A 17,572-nucleotide genomic window follows, 5' to 3' on the forward strand; every position below is an offset into this window, starting at 1 on the left:
CCCCCCCCCCCCCCCCCCGGCCCTCCCCCCCCCCCCCCGCCGGGGGGGGGGGGGGGCCCCCCCGGCGCCCCCCCCCGACGGGGGGGGCCCCCCCCGCAGCTGCTGTAACCCCTCACGGAGGCACCTATGGGGCGCTATGTCGCACGACGACTGCTCCAGATGATCCCGGTGTTCATCGGGTCAACTCTGCTTATTTTCCTGATGATGTACGTCCTGCCCGGCGATCCCGCCCGCGCCTTGATGGGCGAGAACATGCGTGATCCGGCCCTTCTCGAGAGCCTCAGGGAACGGTACGGACTCAACGATCCGGTGCTCGTGCAGTACTGGGACTACATGGTCAGGCTCGTCCAGGGCGACTTCGGCGAACAGATCTCGTCGGGCCGTCCGATCGCAGACGTCATCAGCGAGGCCTTCCCCGTCACGCTGCGGCTGACGCTCTTCGCCTTCACGTTCGTCACGCTTGTCGGCCTGGGCCTCGGCATCGTTGCCGGCCTCAAGCCCGACACGCTGCGCGACCGCGGCCTGCTCCTGCTGACACTCGTCCTGGTCTCGATGCCCTCCTTCGTGCTCGGCATCCTGATGCAGTGGGTCGCCATCGAGTACGGCATCGGCAAGGCCACGGTGTCCGACTCGACGAACATGTCCGAGCTTCTGCTTCCCGCCACGGTGCTGGCCGCGCTCTCGCTCGCCTATGTCGCCCGACTGACCCGCACGTCAGTCGCGGAGAACCTGCGTGCCGACTACATGCGCACCGCCGTGGCCAAGGGGCTTCCGCGCCGCCGCATCATCGGTGTCCACCTGATGCGCAACTCGCTCATCCCCGTCGTCACGTTCCTCGGTATCGAGATCGGCAACCTGATGACAGGTGCCATCGTCACCGAGAGCATCTTCAACGTGCGCGGCGTCGGTATCGAGATCTACGAGGCGCTGCTGCGCCGCGAGGGCGCCACGGTCGTCGGCATCGCCTCGCTGATCGTGCTCATCTACCTCGCTGCCAGCTTGATCGTCGACCTGCTTTACGCGGTCCTGGACCCGAGGATCCGGTATGCCTGACAAGACAGTTGAGAAGGTCACGACCGCGACCGGCGAGCCGGCTCCCGCCGTCGTCGCCCCGGACAGCGGCCCGGGCCCGGCCAAGGCGCGCAGCCTGTGGTCCGACGCCTGGCACGATCTGCGGCGCAACCCGCTGTTCCTCATATCCGCGATCCTGATCCTCTTCCTCCTCGTGATGGCCGCGTGGCCGAGCCTGTTCACCAGTGCCTCGCCCCGCGACGCCGATCTGGCCAATCACTTCCGGGAAGCTCCGCACTGGGGCAGCTTCTTCTCACCCGAATGGCTGGGCTACGACCTCCAGGGACGCTCCGTCTACGCGCGCATCGTGTACGGCGCCCGCGCTTCGATCATGGTCGGTGTGGGTGTCACGGTCTGCGTGACCATCATCGGCACGGTGGTCGGCATGATCGCCGGCTACTTCGGTGGATGGCTCGACGCCGTGCTCTCGCGGGTGACCGACGTCTTCCTGGGCATCCCGTTCATCCTGGGTGCCCTCGTGGTCCTCAACGCGTTCGACAAGCGCAACGTCTGGGTCGTGATCATGGCCCTGGCGTTCCTCGGCTGGACGCAGATCGCCCGTGTGGCCCGTGGTGCGGTGATCACCATCAAGCAGGCCGACTACGTGGTGGCCGCCAAGGCGCTCGGTGCCTCGACGTACCGGATCATGTTCAAGCACATCCTGCCGAACGCGCTCGCGCCCATCATCGTGGTCGCGACCATCGCACTGGGCGGTTACATCGCGGCCGAGGCGACGCTGTCGTTCCTCGGCGTGGGCCTCACGGAACCGACCGTGTCCTGGGGTGGCGACGTCAACAGCGGACGAGCGGACCTGCGTGTGGCCCCCCACACCCTGATCGTCCCGTCCGTCATGGTCTCGATCACGGTGCTCTCGTTCCTCATGTTCGGCGATGCGGTACGCAACGCCCTCGACCCCAAGCTGCGCTGAGGGAGGCGTAACCGTGACAACAATCGACAAGACGTCGAGCGTCCCGAGCCCCCGAGGCTCGGACGGCTCCGGCGGGCCGCTGCTCGGAGGCCGCGGTCTGCACGTGGAGGTCTGCACCCGTGACGGTGGCGCCCAGGCCGTGGACGGTGGGGATGAACTACACCGTCAGCGCCGGCGAGACCCTCGCCGTCCTCGGCGAGTCCGGCTCCGGCAAGTCCGTGACCGCTCAGGCGATCATGGGCATCCTGGACATGCCGCCCGGCCGTATCCCCAAGGGAGAGATTCTCTTCCGCGGGCAGGACATGCTGAAGATGTCCAACGACGAGCGGCGCAAGATCCGCGGCCAGAAGATCGCGATGATCTTCCAGGACGCGCTCTCCTCGCTCAACCCGGTGCTCTCCGTGGGCTACCAGCTCGGCGAGATGTTCCGTGTGCACCAGGGCCTCTCCAAGAAGGAGGCCAAGGCCAAGGCCGTCGAGCTGATGGACAGGGTCAAGATCCCCGCCGCCAAGGCGCGGGTCAACGACTACCCCCACCAGTTCTCCGGCGGTATGCGTCAGCGCATCATGATCGCCATGGCCCTGGCCCTCGAGCCGGACCTGATCATCGCGGACGAGCCCACCACGGCGCTCGACGTGACCGTCCAGGCCCAGGTCATGGACCTGCTCGCGGAGCTGCAGCGCGAGTACAACATGGGTCTGATCCTGATCACCCACGACCTCGGCGTGGTCGCCGACGTCGCGGACAAGATCGCCGTGATGTACGCGGGCCGCATCGTCGAGACCGCGCCTGTGCACGAGCTGTACAAGCGCCCGGCCCACCCGTACACCAGGGGTCTGCTCGACTCGATCCCGCGCCTGGACCAGAAGGGCCAGGAGCTCTACGCGATCAAGGGTCTGCCGCCCAACCTGACCCGGATCCCGAGCGGTTGCGCCTTCAACCCGCGCTGCCCGAAGGCCCAGGACATCTGCCGTACGGACATCCCGGCCCTGCTCCCGGTGACCGAGCGGGACGGCGGCGAGCTGCCCGGCCGCGGCAGCGCGTGCCACTTCTGGAAGGAGACGATCCATGGCTGATCTCAGCAAGAGCGAAGAGGCCGTGGACGCGACCCCCAACGTCACCGAGGTGGCGACGGTCGACGCCGCCACCGAGACCGAGGCCGTCGCCGCGATCGAGGCGCCGGTCCAGCAGGGCGAGCCGATTCTGCAGGTGCGCAACCTGGTCAAGCACTTCCCGCTGACCCAGGGCATCCTCTTCAAGAAGCAGGTCGGCGCGGTCAAGGCCGTCGACGGGATCTCCTTCGACCTGTACCACGGCGAGACCCTCGGCATCGTGGGCGAGTCCGGCTGTGGCAAGTCCACGGTCGCCAAGCTCCTGATGACGCTGGAGAAGGCCACCGCCGGCGAGGTCTTCTACAAGGGCCAGGACATCACCAAGCTGTCGGGGCGCGCGCTGAAGGCCGTGCGCCGCAACATCCAGATGGTGTTCCAGGACCCGTACACCTCGCTGAACCCGCGTATGACGGTCGGCGACATCATCGGGGAGCCCTTCGACATCCACCCCGAGGTGGCCCCGAAGGGTGACCGGCGCAAGAAGGTCCAGGACCTGCTCGACGTCGTCGGTCTGAACCCCGAGTACATCAACCGCTACCCGCACCAGTTCTCCGGCGGCCAGCGCCAGCGCATCGGCATCGCCCGCGGCCTCGCGCTCAACCCGGAGATCATCATCTGCGACGAGCCGGTCTCCGCGCTCGACGTATCGGTGCAGGCGCAGGTCATCAACCTGATGGAGAAGCTGCAGGACGAGTTCAACCTCTCCTACATCTTCATCGCGCACGACCTGTCGATCGTGCGGCACATCTCCGACCGCGTCGGCGTGATGTACCTGGGCAAGATGGCCGAGATCGGGACCGACACCCAGATCTACGACCACCCGACCCACCCGTACACGCAGGCGCTGCTCTCCGCGGTGCCGGTGCCGGACCCGGCGGCCCGTGAGGGCCGCGAGCGCATCATCCTCACCGGCGACGTCCCGTCGCCGGGCAACCCGCCGTCGGGCTGGCGCTTCCGCACCCGCTGCTGGAAGGCGGAGGACCGCTGCGCCGAAGAGGTGCCGCTGCTCGCGATCCCGCAGGTCTTCGTCGGCAAGGACACGCCGGCCGCCCACGAGTCGGCCTGCCACTTCGCCGAGGAGAAGGACGTCGTGCACGCGGCGTAAGCGGATCTCGTACGACCCGGAACCCCCGGATGCCCGCATGGGCGTCCGGGGGTTCCGGCGGTCCGGTGGGCGCGGACCCGGAAAGCCGCCGTAAAGGTGGGGTAGCAGGGTGGATGGGGGGGATTGGGCCCTAACTGAGTTCTGGCCTGTTAAGGAGGCACTCCATGCGTGGAGCCACACGCGCCAAGTGGGCCGCATGCGCGGTGACCGTAGCCCTGGCGGCGACCGCCTGCGGTGGCGGTGGCAGCGGCGGGAGCGGTGACGGCTCCGGGATCGTGAGGTCCTCGTGGGGTGACCCGCAGAACCCGGTCGAGCCGGCCAACACCAACGAGGTGCAGGGCGGCAAGGTCCTCGACATGCTCTTCAGGGGTCTGAAGAAGTACGACCCGAAGACCGGCGAGGCCAAGGACCTGATCGCCGAGAAGATCGAGACCACCGACTCGCAGAACTTCACCGTCACGCTCAAGGACGGCTGGACCTTCAGCAACGGCGAGAAGGTGACCGCGAAGTCCTTCGTCGACGCCTGGAACTACGGCGCGCACGTGGACAACAAGCAGAACAACGCGCCGTTCTTCTCCAACATCAAGGGCTACGACGAGGTCCACCCGGAGTCCGGTGCCCCCAAGTCGAAGACCATGAGCGGCCTGGTGGTGAAGGACGACAAGACCTTCACCGTGGCGCTCCAGGACAAGTTCTCGCTGTGGCCCGAGACGCTCGGCTACCAGGCCTTCTCGCCCCTGCCCGAGACCTTCTTCAAGGACCACGACGGGTGGCTGTCCAAGCCGGTCGGCAACGGTCCGTACACCGTCGAGTCGTACGCCAAGGGCTCGGAGATGAAGCTCCGCGCCTGGGACGGGTACAAGGGCGACGACAAGGCGGTCAACGGCGGCGTGGACCTCAAGGTCTACACCGACAACAACACCGCGTACACGGACCTGATGGCCGGCAACCTCGACCTCGTCGACGACGTCCCGGCGCAGCAGCTCAAGAACGTCAAGGCCGACCTGGGCGACCGCTACATCAACCAGCCCGCGCTGATCATCCAGACGCTGGTCTTCCCGATGTACGACGCCAACTGGTCCAAGGCCGGCATGGAGAAGGTCCGCCGCGGTCTGTCCATGGCGATCAACCGCGACGAGATCACCAAGCAGATCTTCTCGGAGACCCGCACACCCGCCAAGGACTGGACGTCCGCCGCCCTCGGCGACAAGGGCGGCTACAAGGACATGTGCGGGGACGCCTGTACGTACAACCCGGACGAGGCCAAGAAGCTGGTCGCCGAGGGCGGCGGCCTGCCGGGCGGCAAGGTCACGATCTCCTCGAACGTGGACACCGGCTCCCACCGGGTGTGGATGGACGCGGTCTGCAACTCCATCAACAACGCGATCGGCAAGGGCAGTTGCACGGTCAACCCGATCGGCACCTTCGCGGACTTCAAGAACCAGCTGGGCGCACAGAAGTTCACCGGCCCGTTCCGCTCGGGGTGGCAGGCGGACTACCCGCTGATCCAGAACTTCCTGCAGCCGCTGTACTACAAGGACGCCTCGTCGAACTACGGCAAGTTCGACAACAAGGCCTTCAACGACCTGGTGGACAAGGCGAACCGGGAGCCCGACCAGGCCAAGGCCATCGCGGACTTCCAGAACGCCCAGAAGGTCCTGGCCGAGCAGATGCCCGCGATCCCGCTCTGGTACCAGAACGGTTCGGCCGGCTACTCGGACCAGGTCTCCGACGTGACCCTCAACCAGTTCAGCGTCCCGGTCTACGACCAGATCAAGGTCAACTGACCAACTCGCCCGAAAGGCCGCCCGCTTCAGGGCGGCCTTTCCGACCCCCGGAGCTGTCATGGGACGCTATGTGATCCGGCGGCTGTTCCAGATGATCCCGGTGTTCATCGGAGCGACCTTCCTGATCTTCGTCATGGTGTACGCGCTGGGCGACCCCGTCGCGGCGCTGTTCGGCGACAAGGCGCCCGACCCGGCCACGGCCGCGCGCATCCGCGAGGATCTCGGCCTCGACAAGCCTCTGTGGCAGCAATACCTGCACTACATGGGCAATATCTTCCGGGGCGACTTCGGCACCGCGTTCAACGGGCAGAAGGTCACGGAGCTGATGGCCACGGCCTTCCCGGTGACGGCGAAGCTCACCTTCGTGGCGATTGTCATCGAGATCATCGTCGGTATCGCCCTCGGCGTGGTCAGCGGCCTCAAGCGGGGCCGTCCGCTGGACACCTCGCTGCTCGTCCTGACGCTGATCGTGATCTCGGTCCCGACCTTCGTCTCCGGCTATCTGCTGCAGTACCTGTTCGGTCTCAAGCTCGGCTGGGTGCGGCCCACGGTCTCCACGGACGCACCGCTCAACGAGCTGATCCTGCCCGGCATCGTGCTCGCCCTCGTCTCGCTCGCGTACGTCACGCGTCTGACGCGGACCTCGATCGCGGAGAACGCCCGCGCCGACTACGTACGCACCGCGGTGGCCAAGGGACTTCCCCGGCGCCGGGTGATCACCAAGCACCTCCTTCGCAACTCGCTCATCCCGGTGGTCACCTTCATCGGCGCGGACATCGGCGCCCTGATGGGCGGCGCGATCGTCACCGAGCGGATCTTCAACATCCACGGCGTGGGCTACCAGCTCTACAACGGCATCCTGCGCGGCAACACCCCGACCGTGGTCGGCTTCGTGACGATCCTGGTGATCGTCTTCCTGGTGGCCAACCTCCTTGTCGACCTGCTGTATGCGGTCCTGGACCCGAGGATCCGTTATGCCTGAGGCCTACGACCCCAAGGACGTCGCGAAGGACGCGATCGCGCCGACCGGTGCGGGCGGAGCGATGGACCTGGCGATGAGCGAAGCCGAGACGCTGGAGAAGACCCCGGGCGGCCCGCTGGGCACCGGTCCTCAGGAGAAGGCCCGCAGCCTGTGGACGGACGCCTGGCAGCAGTTGCGCCGCAACCCGGTCTTCATCATCTCCTCGCTGCTGATCTTCTTCCTGGTGCTGATCTCGATCTGGCCGCAGCTGATCGCGAGCGGTGACCCCAACTCCTGCCAGCTCGCCGATGCCCATCAGTCCTCAGGACCCGGGCATCCCTTCGGCACGGACGCGCAGGGCTGCGATGTCTATACGCGGACGGTGTACGGGGCCCGTGCCTCGATCTCCGTCGGTATCTGCGCCACCCTCGGCGTGGCCATCCTCGGCTCGATCATGGGCGGCCTCGCCGGTTTCTTCGGCGGCTGGTGGGACGGGCTGCTCTCGCGGCTCGCGGATGTGTTCTTCGCGATCCCGGTGGTGCTCGGCGGTCTGGTCTTCCTGTCGGTGGTGGTCTCCTCGACCATCTGGCCGGTGGTCGGGTTCATGATCCTGCTCGGCTGGCCGCAGATCTCCCGTATCGCCCGGGGCGCGGTGATCACCGCCAAGCAGAACGACTATGTGCAGGCCGCACGGGCGCTGGGCGCGAGCAACACCCGGATGCTGCTGCGGCACGTGACGCCCAACGCCGTCGCCCCCGTGATCGTCGTCGCGACCATCGCGCTCGGCACGTACATCGCGCTCGAAGCGACCCTCTCGTATCTGGGCGTCGGTCTGCGGCCCCCGACGGTCTCGTGGGGCATCGACATCTCCAACGCCTCGAACTACATCCGCAACTACCCGCATGAACTGCTGTGGCCCGCCGGCGCCCTGAGCATCACCGTGCTCGCGTTCATCATGCTCGGCGACGCGGTGCGCGACGCCCTCGACCCGAAGCTGAGGTGATGGTCGCATGCTGCTCGAAGTACGCGATCTGCAGGTGGAGTTCCGTACGCGGGACGGGGTGGCCAAGGCCGTCAACGGCGTGACCTACGAGGTCGACGCGGGCGAGACCCTGGCCGTGCTCGGCGAGTCCGGCTCGGGCAAGTCGGTCACCGCCCAGGCGATCATGGGCATCCTCGACATGCCGCCCGGGAAGATCACCGGCGGCGAGATCCTCTTCCAGGGCCAGGATCTGCTGAAGCTCAAGGAGGAGGAGCGGCGCAAGGTCCGTGGTGCGCAGATGGCGATGATCTTCCAGGACGCGCTGAGCTCGCTGAACCCCGTGCTGAGCGTGGGCGACCAGCTCGCCGAGATGTTCATCGTGCACCGCGGGATGTCCAAGAAGGACGCGAAGCTCAAGGCCGTCGAGCTGATGGACCGGGTGCGTATCCCGGCCGCGAAGGAGCGGGTCGGGCAGTATCCGCACCAGTTCTCCGGCGGTATGCGCCAGCGCATCATGATCGCCATGGCGCTGGCTCTCGAACCCGCGCTGATCATCGCGGACGAGCCGACCACGGCGCTGGACGTGACCGTCCAGGCCCAGGTCATGGACCTGCTCGCGGAGCTGCAGCGCGAGTTGAACATGGGCCTGATCCTCATCACGCACGACCTCGGCGTCGTGGCCGACGTGGCCGACAAGATCGCGGTGATGTACGCGGGCCGGATCGTCGAGCGCGCCCCCGTCCACGACATCTACAAGGCCCCGGCCCACCCGTACACCAAGGGCCTGCTCGAATCGATCCCGCGCCTGGACCAGAAGGGCCAGGAGCTCTACGCGATCAAGGGCCTGCCGCCCAACCTGATGGCGATTCCGCCGGGCTGCGCCTTCAACCCGCGCTGCCCGCGGGCCCAGGACGTGTGCCGTACGGACGTCCCGCCGCTGGCCCAGGTGACCGAGGAGCGGCAGAGCGCCTGCCACTTCTGGAAGGAGACGCTGCGCGATGCCTGAGCTGACGAAGGAGGCGCCCCGGGAGTCCTCGGCTCCGGCGGGTGAGCCGATCCTCGAAGTGCGCGGTCTGGTCAAGCACTTCCCGCTGACCCAGGGGATCCTCTTCAAGAAGCAGATCGGTGCGGTCAAGGCCGTCGACGGGGTCGACTTCGACCTCGGCGCGGGCGAAACCCTCGGCATCGTGGGGGAGTCGGGCTGCGGCAAGTCCACCGTCGCCAAGCTGCTTGTGAACCTGGAGCAGCCGACGGCGGGGGAGATCCGCTACAAGGGCGAGGACATCACCAAGCTGTCCGGGCGTGCGCTGAAGGCGGTGCGGCGCAATATCCAGATGGTGTTCCAGGACCCGTACACCTCCCTGAACCCGCGGATGACGGTCGGCGACATCATCGGGGAGCCGTACGAGATCCACCCCGAGGTCGCGCCGAAGGGCTCGCGACGGCAGAAGGTCCAGGAGCTCCTGGACGTGGTGGGGCTCAACCCCGAATACATCAACCGCTATCCGCACCAGTTCTCCGGCGGTCAGCGCCAGCGCATCGGGATCGCGCGCGGTCTTGCCCTGCGGCCCGAGATCATCGTGGCCGACGAACCGGTCTCGGCGCTCGATGTCTCCGTACAGGCGCAGGTCGTGAACCTGCTGGAGAAGCTCCAGGACGAATTCGGTCTCGCGTACGTGTTCATCGCACACGACCTGTCGATCGTGCGGCACATCTCCGACCGGGTCGGGGTCATGTACCTCGGGCGGCTCGTCGAGATCGGCAGCGACCAGCAGATCTACGACCACCCGACGCACCCCTACACCCAGGCACTCCTTTCCGCCGTGCCCGTCCCGGACCCGGACGCCCGGCTGCACCGCGAGCGGATCATCCTCAGCGGCGACGTGCCGTCCCCGGCCAACCCGCCGTCCGGCTGCCGGTTCCGTACGCGGTGCTGGAAGGCGCAGGAGCGGTGCGAGCTGGAGGTGCCGGAGCTCGCGGTGCCGGCCGTGTTCCGCCTTGAGGGCGGGCCCACGGCGCATCCCTCGGCGTGCCACTTCGCCGAGGAGAAGCAGGTGGTTCCGGAGTCGGACGAATCGTGACGCTCCGCCATCAAGTGCGTTAACACGCAGGCAACTTAGGTGTCGCAACGCCGAATCACGGACCGGTCACGCTGATCTGTGTACGGCCGTGCGGGTGCCGTAGATCGGCCGGGGCGCGCCATGTCGTCCCGGCCGATCGCTTTGCTCGCTTTGCGGGCCGCCCCCTTGTTCAATCCCCCGCACAGCGGGAGTATCGCGGCCTATGGGGCAGCCGCAGATACTCACCCGGGGAGCGCGGATCACCGGATCCGTGGCGTCCGCGCTGGTCGCGCTGATCAGTGCGGGTTGGATCGTGCGCGATCTGTACGAGGCGGAGAGCCCCGAACCGCTCTGGCGGGTGTGGTCGGGCCTGCCGCCCGAGGCCCAACTCGTCCTGTACTCCAGCCTGATCGACCTCGTCCTCTTCCTGGTGTGCGCCGCCGTCGCCGTGACCGCCGTGCACGCGCCGTCCGCCGCCTCCTCGCTCGTGGCGGCCGGGGTGCTCGCGGTCATCGCCCGCGCTCCGAGTGTCTGGCTCCTGAGGGACGAGGAGCGGTTCGGCTTCATCGACATCCGTGTGCGGCTGCTCACGAGCGCCGTGGCCACCGTCGCTCTCGGCCTGATCCTGCTGCTGCTCGCGGCGTTCGGGCGCCGCCCGGCCGGTGAGAGCGCCTCCTACTCATACACCTTCGACGACGAGCGGGAACCGCCGCGGCCCACCAATGGCGCGGCCGCGACGGCGTTCATCTTCCTGGGCGCGGCGGGCGCCGTGGGCGGCGCCTGGCAGGGGCACAACGCGCTCGATCTCGGGTGGGGCCAGTACCGCGGACTGCTCGTCGGCGACGTCTCGTTGAGCACGGTGCTCGACCCTCCGGCCGGCTGGCTGGTGTGGTCGGCCGCACTGCTCGCCCTGGGTGCGGCGATCGCGGCGCTGCAGCGCGCCTCGTTCAGCCGGGCCCTGGGGATGACGGCCGCCGCCGTGTACCTGGTGTTCGGGGCCGCCGGGATCGGCTGGATCGTGGAGACCGACCAGTTCGACGGTCTGATGGACGCGCCCCTCGAGGTCCAGCTCAGTGTGCTCAGCCAGCTCTTCTACGCACTGGCCGGCGCGGTGTCCCTGCTTGCGCTCCTGCGCGGACGCGAGCGCCGCGCCGAGCCGGCGCACGGCGGGTGGGACCCCGCGGACGGCACGTACGGACCGCCGCCGCCTTCCTCGCTGCCTCCAGGGTGGTGAGCGGCCCCCGCGGACTCGGCGGGTTCAGGAGCCTCAGCGGTTCAGCCCCAACGACCGCTTGAGGAAGTCCACTTGGAGCAGCAGCAGGTTCTCCGCCACCTGCTCCTGCGGCGTCGCATGCGTCACGCCCGACAGCGGCAGCACCTCATGCGGCCGCCCCGCCGCGAGCAGCGCCGACGAGAGCCGCAGCGAGTGCGCCACCATGACGTTGTCGTCCGCGAGCCCGTGCACGATCATCAGCGGCCGCGCCGGCTCCACGGCACCGGACAGACCCTCGTCGGTGACCAGGGAGTTCTCCGCGTATACGGAGGGCTGCTTGGCCGGATCGCCGAGATAGCGCTCCGTGTAGTGGGTGTCGTACAGGCGCTGGTCGGTGACCGGGGCGCCCGCGATCGCCGCGTGGAAGACATCCGGGCGGCGCAGGAGCGCGAGTGCGGCGAGATAGCCGCCGAAGGACCAGCCGCGGATCGCCACGCGCTCCAAGTCCAGGGGGAAGCGCGCGGCGAGCGCCTGCAGCGCGTCGACCTGGTCCTCGAGGACCACCGCCGCCAGATTGTCCTTGATCACCTTCTCCCAGCCGGGAGTCCGCCCCGGCGTCCCCCGGTTGTCCGCGATCACCACGGCGAAGCCCTGGTCCGCGAACCACTGCGACGTGAGATACGGATCGTGCGCGGCGACCACGCGGGCGTGGTGCGGGCCGCCGTACGGATCGAGGAGGACGGGCAGCGGACCTTCGGCCTCCGTATAGCCGGTGGGGAGCAGGACGGCGCACGGGATGCGCCGTTCGCCCGCCTCGGTGAGGGTCATGCGCGGCGTGATCCCCGGCTGCTCCGCGTACGACGCGATGACCGCCTTCTGCTTGCCGTCCTTGAGTACCTGCACATGTGCGCCGGGGTGCTCGGGCCGGGCCGACACCAGGACGGTGACGTCGCCTGAGCGGACCGCCGAGTGCACGCCCCGGTCCTGCGAAAGCCGTTCGACCCCCAGCTCGTTGACCCGGTAGACATGCACCTCACCGGTCTCAGGGGCGGCGGACTCGGCGCCCGCCGACGCCTGGACCAGGACGTCGCTCTCGCCGATGTCGAGCACCGAACGCAGCTGCAACTGCGGTCCGGTCAGCGGCCGGTCGCCCACCGTCAGGACCCGCGCCCCGCCCTCGTCCGCGATCCGCACGAGGCGGCCGCTCGGCGACCAGGCGGGGGCGCCGGCGAACAGTTCCAGCCACGCCGGGTCCTCGTCCGCGTGCACCATCCGCGTCGAACCGTCGTCCGGGTTCGCCGCCAGATACACCTGACCGCCCTGGTCACGGGTCTGTACGAGCAGCAGCGGCGCGCCCGCCGACGACCAGTGCACCCGGGCCAGATACGGATAGCGGTCCCGGTCCCAGTTCACCTCGGTGCGCGCGCCGTCGAGGCCGAGCACGAAGAGCCGCACCTCGGCGTTGGGCGTGCCCGCCGCCGGATACGCGATCTGCACCGGCCCGTCCTCGGGGTGCGCGGGATCGGCGATCCACCAGCGCTGCACGGGGGAGTTGTCGACGCGGGCGGCGAGCAGCCGGTCGGACTCGGGGGACCACCAAAAGCCCCGGTAGCGGTGCATCTCCTCGGCGGCGATGAACTCCGCGAGTCCGTAGGTGACTTCGGGCCCCTCGGGCTCGGCGAGCGCCACATCGCCCTCGCCCTCGGCGCCGACCACCCGCAGTGCCCCCTGGGCGACATAGGCGACGAGCCGGCCGTCCGGCGAAGGTCGCGGGTCGATCACAGGGCCGGGAACCCGCAGTTCACGCGCGGTGCCGGCGCGCAGCTCCGAGGTGAACAGGCGCCCGGACAGCGTGAAGGCCGCAAGCTCGGCCGCCGCGTCGGTCGCATACGCCACCACGCCCGCGCCGAACTCCCGGCTGCGCTCGCGCCGTTGGCGCTCGGCCCGGGACAGCTCCTCCTCGGCGCCGCCGAGCAGCACCTCCGGGTCCGCGGCGATCCGCTCCGTACCGTCCTCGATGTCAAGCACCCACAGCAGATTCGCCCGATCCGTACCCGAACGTGACCGCAGGAAGGTCACGCGCTCTCCATCGGGTGACACGGTGAATGCGCGCGGGGTACCGAGGGAGAACCGCTGTGTGCGCGCATGCCGGCGGGGGAAAGACTGCTGTCCGGTCGTCATCCCCCGAGGCTACTGATCCGGGCGCCAGTACGCCTCCTTGGGAATCGGACCTGTGCGGGACCTCCATGGACCGCTTGGCCGAAATGCGTGCGCCCCCATGTGCTGCCATGCACCATCCATGCGTTCGTACGGAAAGTTATGATCCGTAGCGCTGGGTGGTAGGAACCTGGCGGGCCCGTACTTCCGTAGGGGCCGCGGGACTTGAGGACGACCGTGCACAGGCCCCGACCTGTGCGACTGAGCTTGGAGGCCGGCCGCATGGCGCTCTCGATTTCGGCGGTGGTGCTGTTCTTGATCATCGTCATCCTCATGATCAAGAAAGGAAGCCTGAAGGCCGGGCCCGCGATCGTCTGTGTCCTGCTGGGTTTCTATCTGGCCAGTTCCTCGGTCGCTCCGACCATCAGCGACGTCACGACCAACATCGCGGGGATGCTCAGCGACATCCGCTTCTGACCCCGCCCCGCTGGTATCGGTCCCTGCCCGGGGCGCCTCGTACGCTTGCCCCATGACCGAACAGCCCGCCCGTCGTCTCCTTCTCGTGCACGCGCACCCCGACGACGAGTCGATCAACAACGGCACCACCATGGCCAGGTACGCGGCCGAGGGCGCCGGGGTCACCCTCGTGACCTGCACGCTCGGCGAGGAGGGCGAGGTCATTCCGTCCGATCTCGCCCATCTCGCTCCCGACCGCGAGAACACCCTCGGCGCCCACCGCATCGGTGAACTCGACCGGGCCATGAAGGAACTCGGCGTCACCGACCACCGCTTCCTCGGCGGGCCGGGGCGCTACCGCGACTCCGGGATGATGGGCCTGGCCACCAACCAGAGCGGTTTCTGGGGGGTCGACCTCGACGAGGCCGCGGCCGATCTCGTCGCGGTGATCCGCGAGGTACGCCCGCAGGTGCTCGTCACGTACGACGAGAACGGCGGCTACGGTCACCCCGACCACATCCAGGCCCACCGGGTGGCCCTGCGCGCCGCGGACCTCGCGGCCGAGCCGGCCTTCCGCCGCGACCTCGGCGCACCGCACAAGATCGCCAAGGTCTACTACAACCGCGTACCGCGCTCGGTGGCCGAGGAACGCTTCGAGGTCCTGCGCGGCGCGCTCGGTCATCTGCCCTGGGCCGAGGCTGCGGTCATCGGCGATGTGCCGGGTGTGGTCGACGACGCGGCCGTCACCACGAAGATCGAGGCAGGCCCGTACGGCGCCGCCAAAGCCGCCGCGATGCGCGCCCACGCCACCCAGGTCGCGGTCCTCGAGCCGTGGTTCGCGCTCTCCAACAACCTGGCGCAGCCGCTCTTCGCCGATGAGTACTACGAGTTGGTACGAGGGGAGCCGGGCGCGGACGCGGGGCAGCTGGAGGACGACCTGTTCGCCGGCCTGCCGCCGTCCGCACCGGCCGAGGAGTCCGCACTGCCCGAGGAGAACGCACTGCCCGAGGAGAACGCATGAGCACCCCGAAGCCGTCCCGCGCGAGCGGTGGACCCAAGCCCGAAGCGCCCGTCGCCGAGCCGGTGAAGAGCATGCCCACGGGCCTGCGCGTACTGGTCCATGTGCTGCTCGTCGTCCTCGGCGCACTCGTCGGCGTCGCGGGCGCACTGCTCCAATCCGCTTGGTTCCCGGCCGGGTTGCTGCTCGCGCTGCTCGGTGCGGCCGGAGTCTTCTACGGCGGTGCGCGGGCGCTCGGGGCACGGTCCGGTGCCTTCGCACCCGGCGCCGGCTGGCTGCTGACCGTGCTGTTCCTCACCACCACACGGCCGGAGGGCGATTTCGTCTTCGGCACAGGAGCGAGCTCGTACCTCTATCTCCTCGGTGGTATGGCAGTTGCTGTGATGTCTGCCACGCTCGGCGCCCCGTCGCAACCAGGCGGCCTCGCTGCCCGACTTGCCAAGTGACGCACCACTTGAGAAGTCCGGCCCATCCCTGTTTGGCGACGGTCACAGGATGCGCGCCGGGCGCGGCCAGTATGGTGGTGCGCGCCGCCGGGCCGTCCACACACGGTCGTTTGCAGATCGGGACTCGACAAACCGAGGCTCCGGGAATCTCGGGCACCGAGGTTCCGCGCAACGAAGGCCGGGCGGTGAAGCCGATCGGGAGAACCTGCCTTGAGTCGTGAAACAGACAGTCCGTCCTCCGGGCCCCAGGGGCGCGGAGGTGCCGCCTACCCCTCGGGCACGCCCCCGTACGGAACTCCGTCGGGCGGACCGGACGCGAACCTCGACGCGGACCGTATGGAGCCGGTCGAGCCGCCGGCGGACGAGCCCGAGACACAGACCACGCTGACCACCCGGATCCGGATCAACATCCCCGGGTCGCGGCCCATCCCGCCGGTCGTGATGCGCAAGCCGATGGGTGAGGGCGCCGGTTCCTCGTCCACCCAGGACATCCCCGGTGTGCCCAGAGCCGAGGCGGCGCCCGCGCCCGAGCCGGCCCCCGAGCCGGAGCCGTCGGGTTCCGGCAGGACCGACGAGAAGACCAGCGACTGGTTCGCCCCGCGCAAGCCGTCGGCGGGTGCCACGGGTGGTCCCGCCACCACGGGCGGCCAGGCTTCGGGGCCCACGCCGCGCGGCGACCTTCCGTATCGCAACGGCTCCGGGCCCGAGGCGGCACAGCAGGGCCCGCGTCCGAAGAGCGGCCTCAGCGACCTCGGCGGGGACACCGGCCGTGCCGCGCCGCCCAGTTCACCCGCCGGGCCGCGGCCCGGCGCCGCGGCCGCAGGACCGGGGAACCGTCCCTTGGGCGGCCCTCCCGGCAGCACGCTCGGCGGTCCGCACGGTCAGGGCCCGATGGTTCCGCCCGGCGCGCAGGGCGGCCCCTCCGGTGCGCCCGCCGGACCGCCCCGCAACCCCTCGGGCCCGTCCGGCCCCACCACCGGCCCGGCGACCGGTGCGGGTGCGCCGCCGCCGGCGGGCCTCCCCCCGCAGGGTGGGCCCCCCCCCCCGGCGCCCCGGCCCCCCCGGGTGGGGGGGGGCACCCCCGTCCCCACTCCGCAGAAGCCCGCACCCGCGCCCGCGCCGATCCCCGCGCCGGGGCAGGTCTCCGGTGACACCCTGACCAGCGGCATCCCCGTGGTGCCGCCCGGGCAGGGCACGCCGCCGAGCCCGTTCGCACCGCAGGTTCCGCCGCCCGGTGAGGGCGCCCCGCCGGTGCAGACCCCGCCGCCGGCCGCGAGCAGCCCGCGTCCCGTGAAGAAGGGCCGCAACAAGCTGGTCCTCGCCGCGGGCGGCGTCATCGGCCTGTTCGGCATCGCCTACGGCGCCGGCCTCCTGATGAACCACTCCGACGTGCCCAAGGGCACCACCGTGCTCGGCGTGGACATCGGCGGCGGCACCCGCGACGACGCGGTCAAGAAGCTTGACGCGGCGCTCGGCGAGCGCACCACGCAGCCGCTCGAGCTGACCGTGTCCGGCAAGAAGGCCGAGCTGGAACCGGAGCAGGCGGGTCTCTCCCTCGACACCCAGGCCACCGTGCGCGCGGCGGCCGGCAGCGACTACAACCCGGTCTCGGTGATCGGCTCGCTCTTCGGCGGCGAGCGGGTCGTCGAGCCCGAGATGCCGGTCGACGAGGAGAAGCTCACCGACGCCCTGGAGCGCATCTCGGGCTCCACCTCCACCGGCGACGGCGGCATCACCTTCTCGCCGGGCAAGGCGACGCCCGTGTACGGCAAGGAAGGCAAGCGGATCAACCCGCAGGGTTCGGTCGCGGCCATAGAGGCGGCGTACCGCGAGCAGGTCGAGACCGGCGAGCGCGCCGCCGTCGAGCTGCCCGTCTCCACGGCCGCCCCCAAGGTGTCCAAGGAGGAAGTCGACCGGATGATGAAGGAGTTCGCGAATCCGGCGATGTCCGGGATCATCACGGTCCGGGTGGACAGCGGCCAGTTCATCCAGTTCTCGCCCGAGAAGTCCATCTACAAGTTCGTACGGGTGGTGCCGACGGCCGACGGCCAGCTCACCGAGAAGTACGACGAGGCCGCGCTCAGGGAGCTCTACGGCTCGACGTTCGACGGCGTCATGATCACGCGGGGCAACGGCAAGAAGACGGCCCTCAACGAGAAGGACGTCGTCGTCGCGGTCGGCACGGCCCTGCGCGGCAAGACCGAGGCCGAGCGCACGGTCACGATCGAGACGAACCCCTAGACGAGTAGTTCCGAATTCCCTTCTGTCGCGCGGCG

Annotated in this window: 14 protein-coding genes and 1 pseudogene; 14 read left to right on the plus strand and 1 reads right to left on the minus strand. The window is 69.2% G+C overall.

Annotated elements, in window-relative coordinates; all coding sequences use genetic code 11:
* Positions 1-126 precede the first annotated feature (126 nt).
* From JAO81_RS00755 to JAO81_RS00800, 10 genes and pseudogenes are all read left to right on the plus strand, one after another.
* Positions 127-1,053, plus strand: a complete 927-nt coding sequence (locus JAO81_RS00755; protein ID WP_199545734.1) for an ABC transporter permease — start codon at positions 127-129, stop codon at positions 1,051-1,053.
* Positions 1,046-1,999 carry an ABC transporter permease gene (locus tag JAO81_RS00760; RefSeq protein ID WP_199545735.1) on the plus strand — a complete coding sequence of 318 codons (954 nt, stop codon included), beginning with the start codon at positions 1,046-1,048 and terminating at the stop codon, positions 1,997-1,999. The genes JAO81_RS00755 and JAO81_RS00760 overlap by 8 nt, the downstream gene beginning before the upstream one ends.
* 13 nt (positions 2,000-2,012) lie before the next feature.
* Positions 2,013-3,075 (plus strand): annotated as a pseudogene (locus JAO81_RS00765) (ABC transporter ATP-binding protein).
* Complete coding sequence (locus JAO81_RS00770; RefSeq protein WP_199545736.1) at positions 3,068-4,216, plus strand: ABC transporter ATP-binding protein; 1,149 nt, start codon at positions 3,068-3,070, stop codon at positions 4,214-4,216. Before JAO81_RS00765 ends, JAO81_RS00770 begins: the two are co-directional and overlap by 8 nt.
* A gap of 164 nt (positions 4,217-4,380) precedes the next feature.
* Positions 4,381-6,003 (plus strand): ABC transporter substrate-binding protein, encoded by a 1,623-nt coding sequence (locus JAO81_RS00775; RefSeq protein WP_199545737.1) that lies wholly within the window; start codon positions 4,381-4,383, stop codon positions 6,001-6,003.
* A 58-nt stretch (positions 6,004-6,061) separates the two neighbouring features.
* On the plus strand, positions 6,062-6,985 hold the full coding sequence (locus tag JAO81_RS00780; RefSeq protein ID WP_165333154.1) for an ABC transporter permease: 924 nt from the start codon (positions 6,062-6,064) through the stop codon (positions 6,983-6,985).
* Positions 6,978-7,967 carry an ABC transporter permease gene (locus JAO81_RS00785; RefSeq protein ID WP_199545738.1) on the plus strand — a complete coding sequence of 330 codons (990 nt, stop codon included), beginning with the start codon at positions 6,978-6,980 and terminating at the stop codon, positions 7,965-7,967. Before JAO81_RS00780 ends, JAO81_RS00785 begins: the two co-directional genes overlap by 8 nt.
* Positions 7,968-7,974: 7 nt before the next feature.
* On the plus strand, positions 7,975-8,952 hold the full coding sequence (locus JAO81_RS00790) for an ABC transporter ATP-binding protein (protein ID WP_199545739.1): 978 nt from the start codon (positions 7,975-7,977) through the stop codon (positions 8,950-8,952).
* A complete protein-coding gene (locus JAO81_RS00795; RefSeq protein WP_165333151.1) occupies positions 8,945-10,027 on the plus strand; it encodes an ABC transporter ATP-binding protein in 1,083 nt (360 codons plus the stop codon). The genes JAO81_RS00790 and JAO81_RS00795 overlap by 8 nt, the downstream gene beginning before the upstream one ends.
* Before the next feature lie 202 nt (positions 10,028-10,229).
* Positions 10,230-11,240: a hypothetical protein gene (locus tag JAO81_RS00800; RefSeq protein ID WP_199545740.1), complete on the plus strand. Its 1,011-nt coding sequence runs from the start codon at positions 10,230-10,232 to the stop codon at positions 11,238-11,240.
* A 33-nt stretch (positions 11,241-11,273) separates the two neighbouring features.
* Here JAO81_RS00800 and JAO81_RS00805 read toward each other — a convergent pair whose 3' ends face one another.
* On the minus strand, positions 11,274-13,400 hold the full coding sequence (locus tag JAO81_RS00805; RefSeq protein ID WP_199545741.1) for a S9 family peptidase: 2,127 nt from the start codon (positions 13,398-13,400) through the stop codon (positions 11,274-11,276).
* 258 nt (positions 13,401-13,658) lie between these two features.
* On the opposite strand from JAO81_RS00805, the gene JAO81_RS00810 reads away from it, so the two are divergent.
* The 4 genes from JAO81_RS00810 (at position 13,659) to JAO81_RS00825 (ending at position 17,537) form a co-directional block, all read left to right on the plus strand.
* Positions 13,659-13,853, plus strand: a complete 195-nt coding sequence (locus JAO81_RS00810) for a DUF2304 family protein (protein ID WP_199545742.1) — start codon at positions 13,659-13,661, stop codon at positions 13,851-13,853.
* A 52-nt stretch (positions 13,854-13,905) separates the two neighbouring features.
* Complete coding sequence (gene mshB / locus JAO81_RS00815; RefSeq protein WP_199545743.1) at positions 13,906-14,853, plus strand: N-acetyl-1-D-myo-inositol-2-amino-2-deoxy-alpha-D-glucopyranoside deacetylase; 948 nt, start codon at positions 13,906-13,908, stop codon at positions 14,851-14,853.
* Positions 14,854-14,924: 71 nt separating this feature from the next.
* Positions 14,925-15,296, plus strand: coding sequence for a DUF6113 family protein (locus JAO81_RS00820; RefSeq protein WP_374194240.1), 372 nt, complete (start codon positions 14,925-14,927; stop codon positions 15,294-15,296).
* 210 nt (positions 15,297-15,506) lie between these two features.
* Complete coding sequence (locus JAO81_RS00825; RefSeq protein WP_199545745.1) at positions 15,507-17,537, plus strand: hypothetical protein; 2,031 nt, start codon at positions 15,507-15,509, stop codon at positions 17,535-17,537.
* The last annotated feature ends 35 nt before the right edge of the window (positions 17,538-17,572 follow it).

Source organism: Streptomyces sp. N35, from assembly GCF_016464295.1.
In the GTDB taxonomy this organism is placed as follows: domain Bacteria; phylum Actinomycetota; class Actinomycetes; order Streptomycetales; family Streptomycetaceae; genus Streptomyces.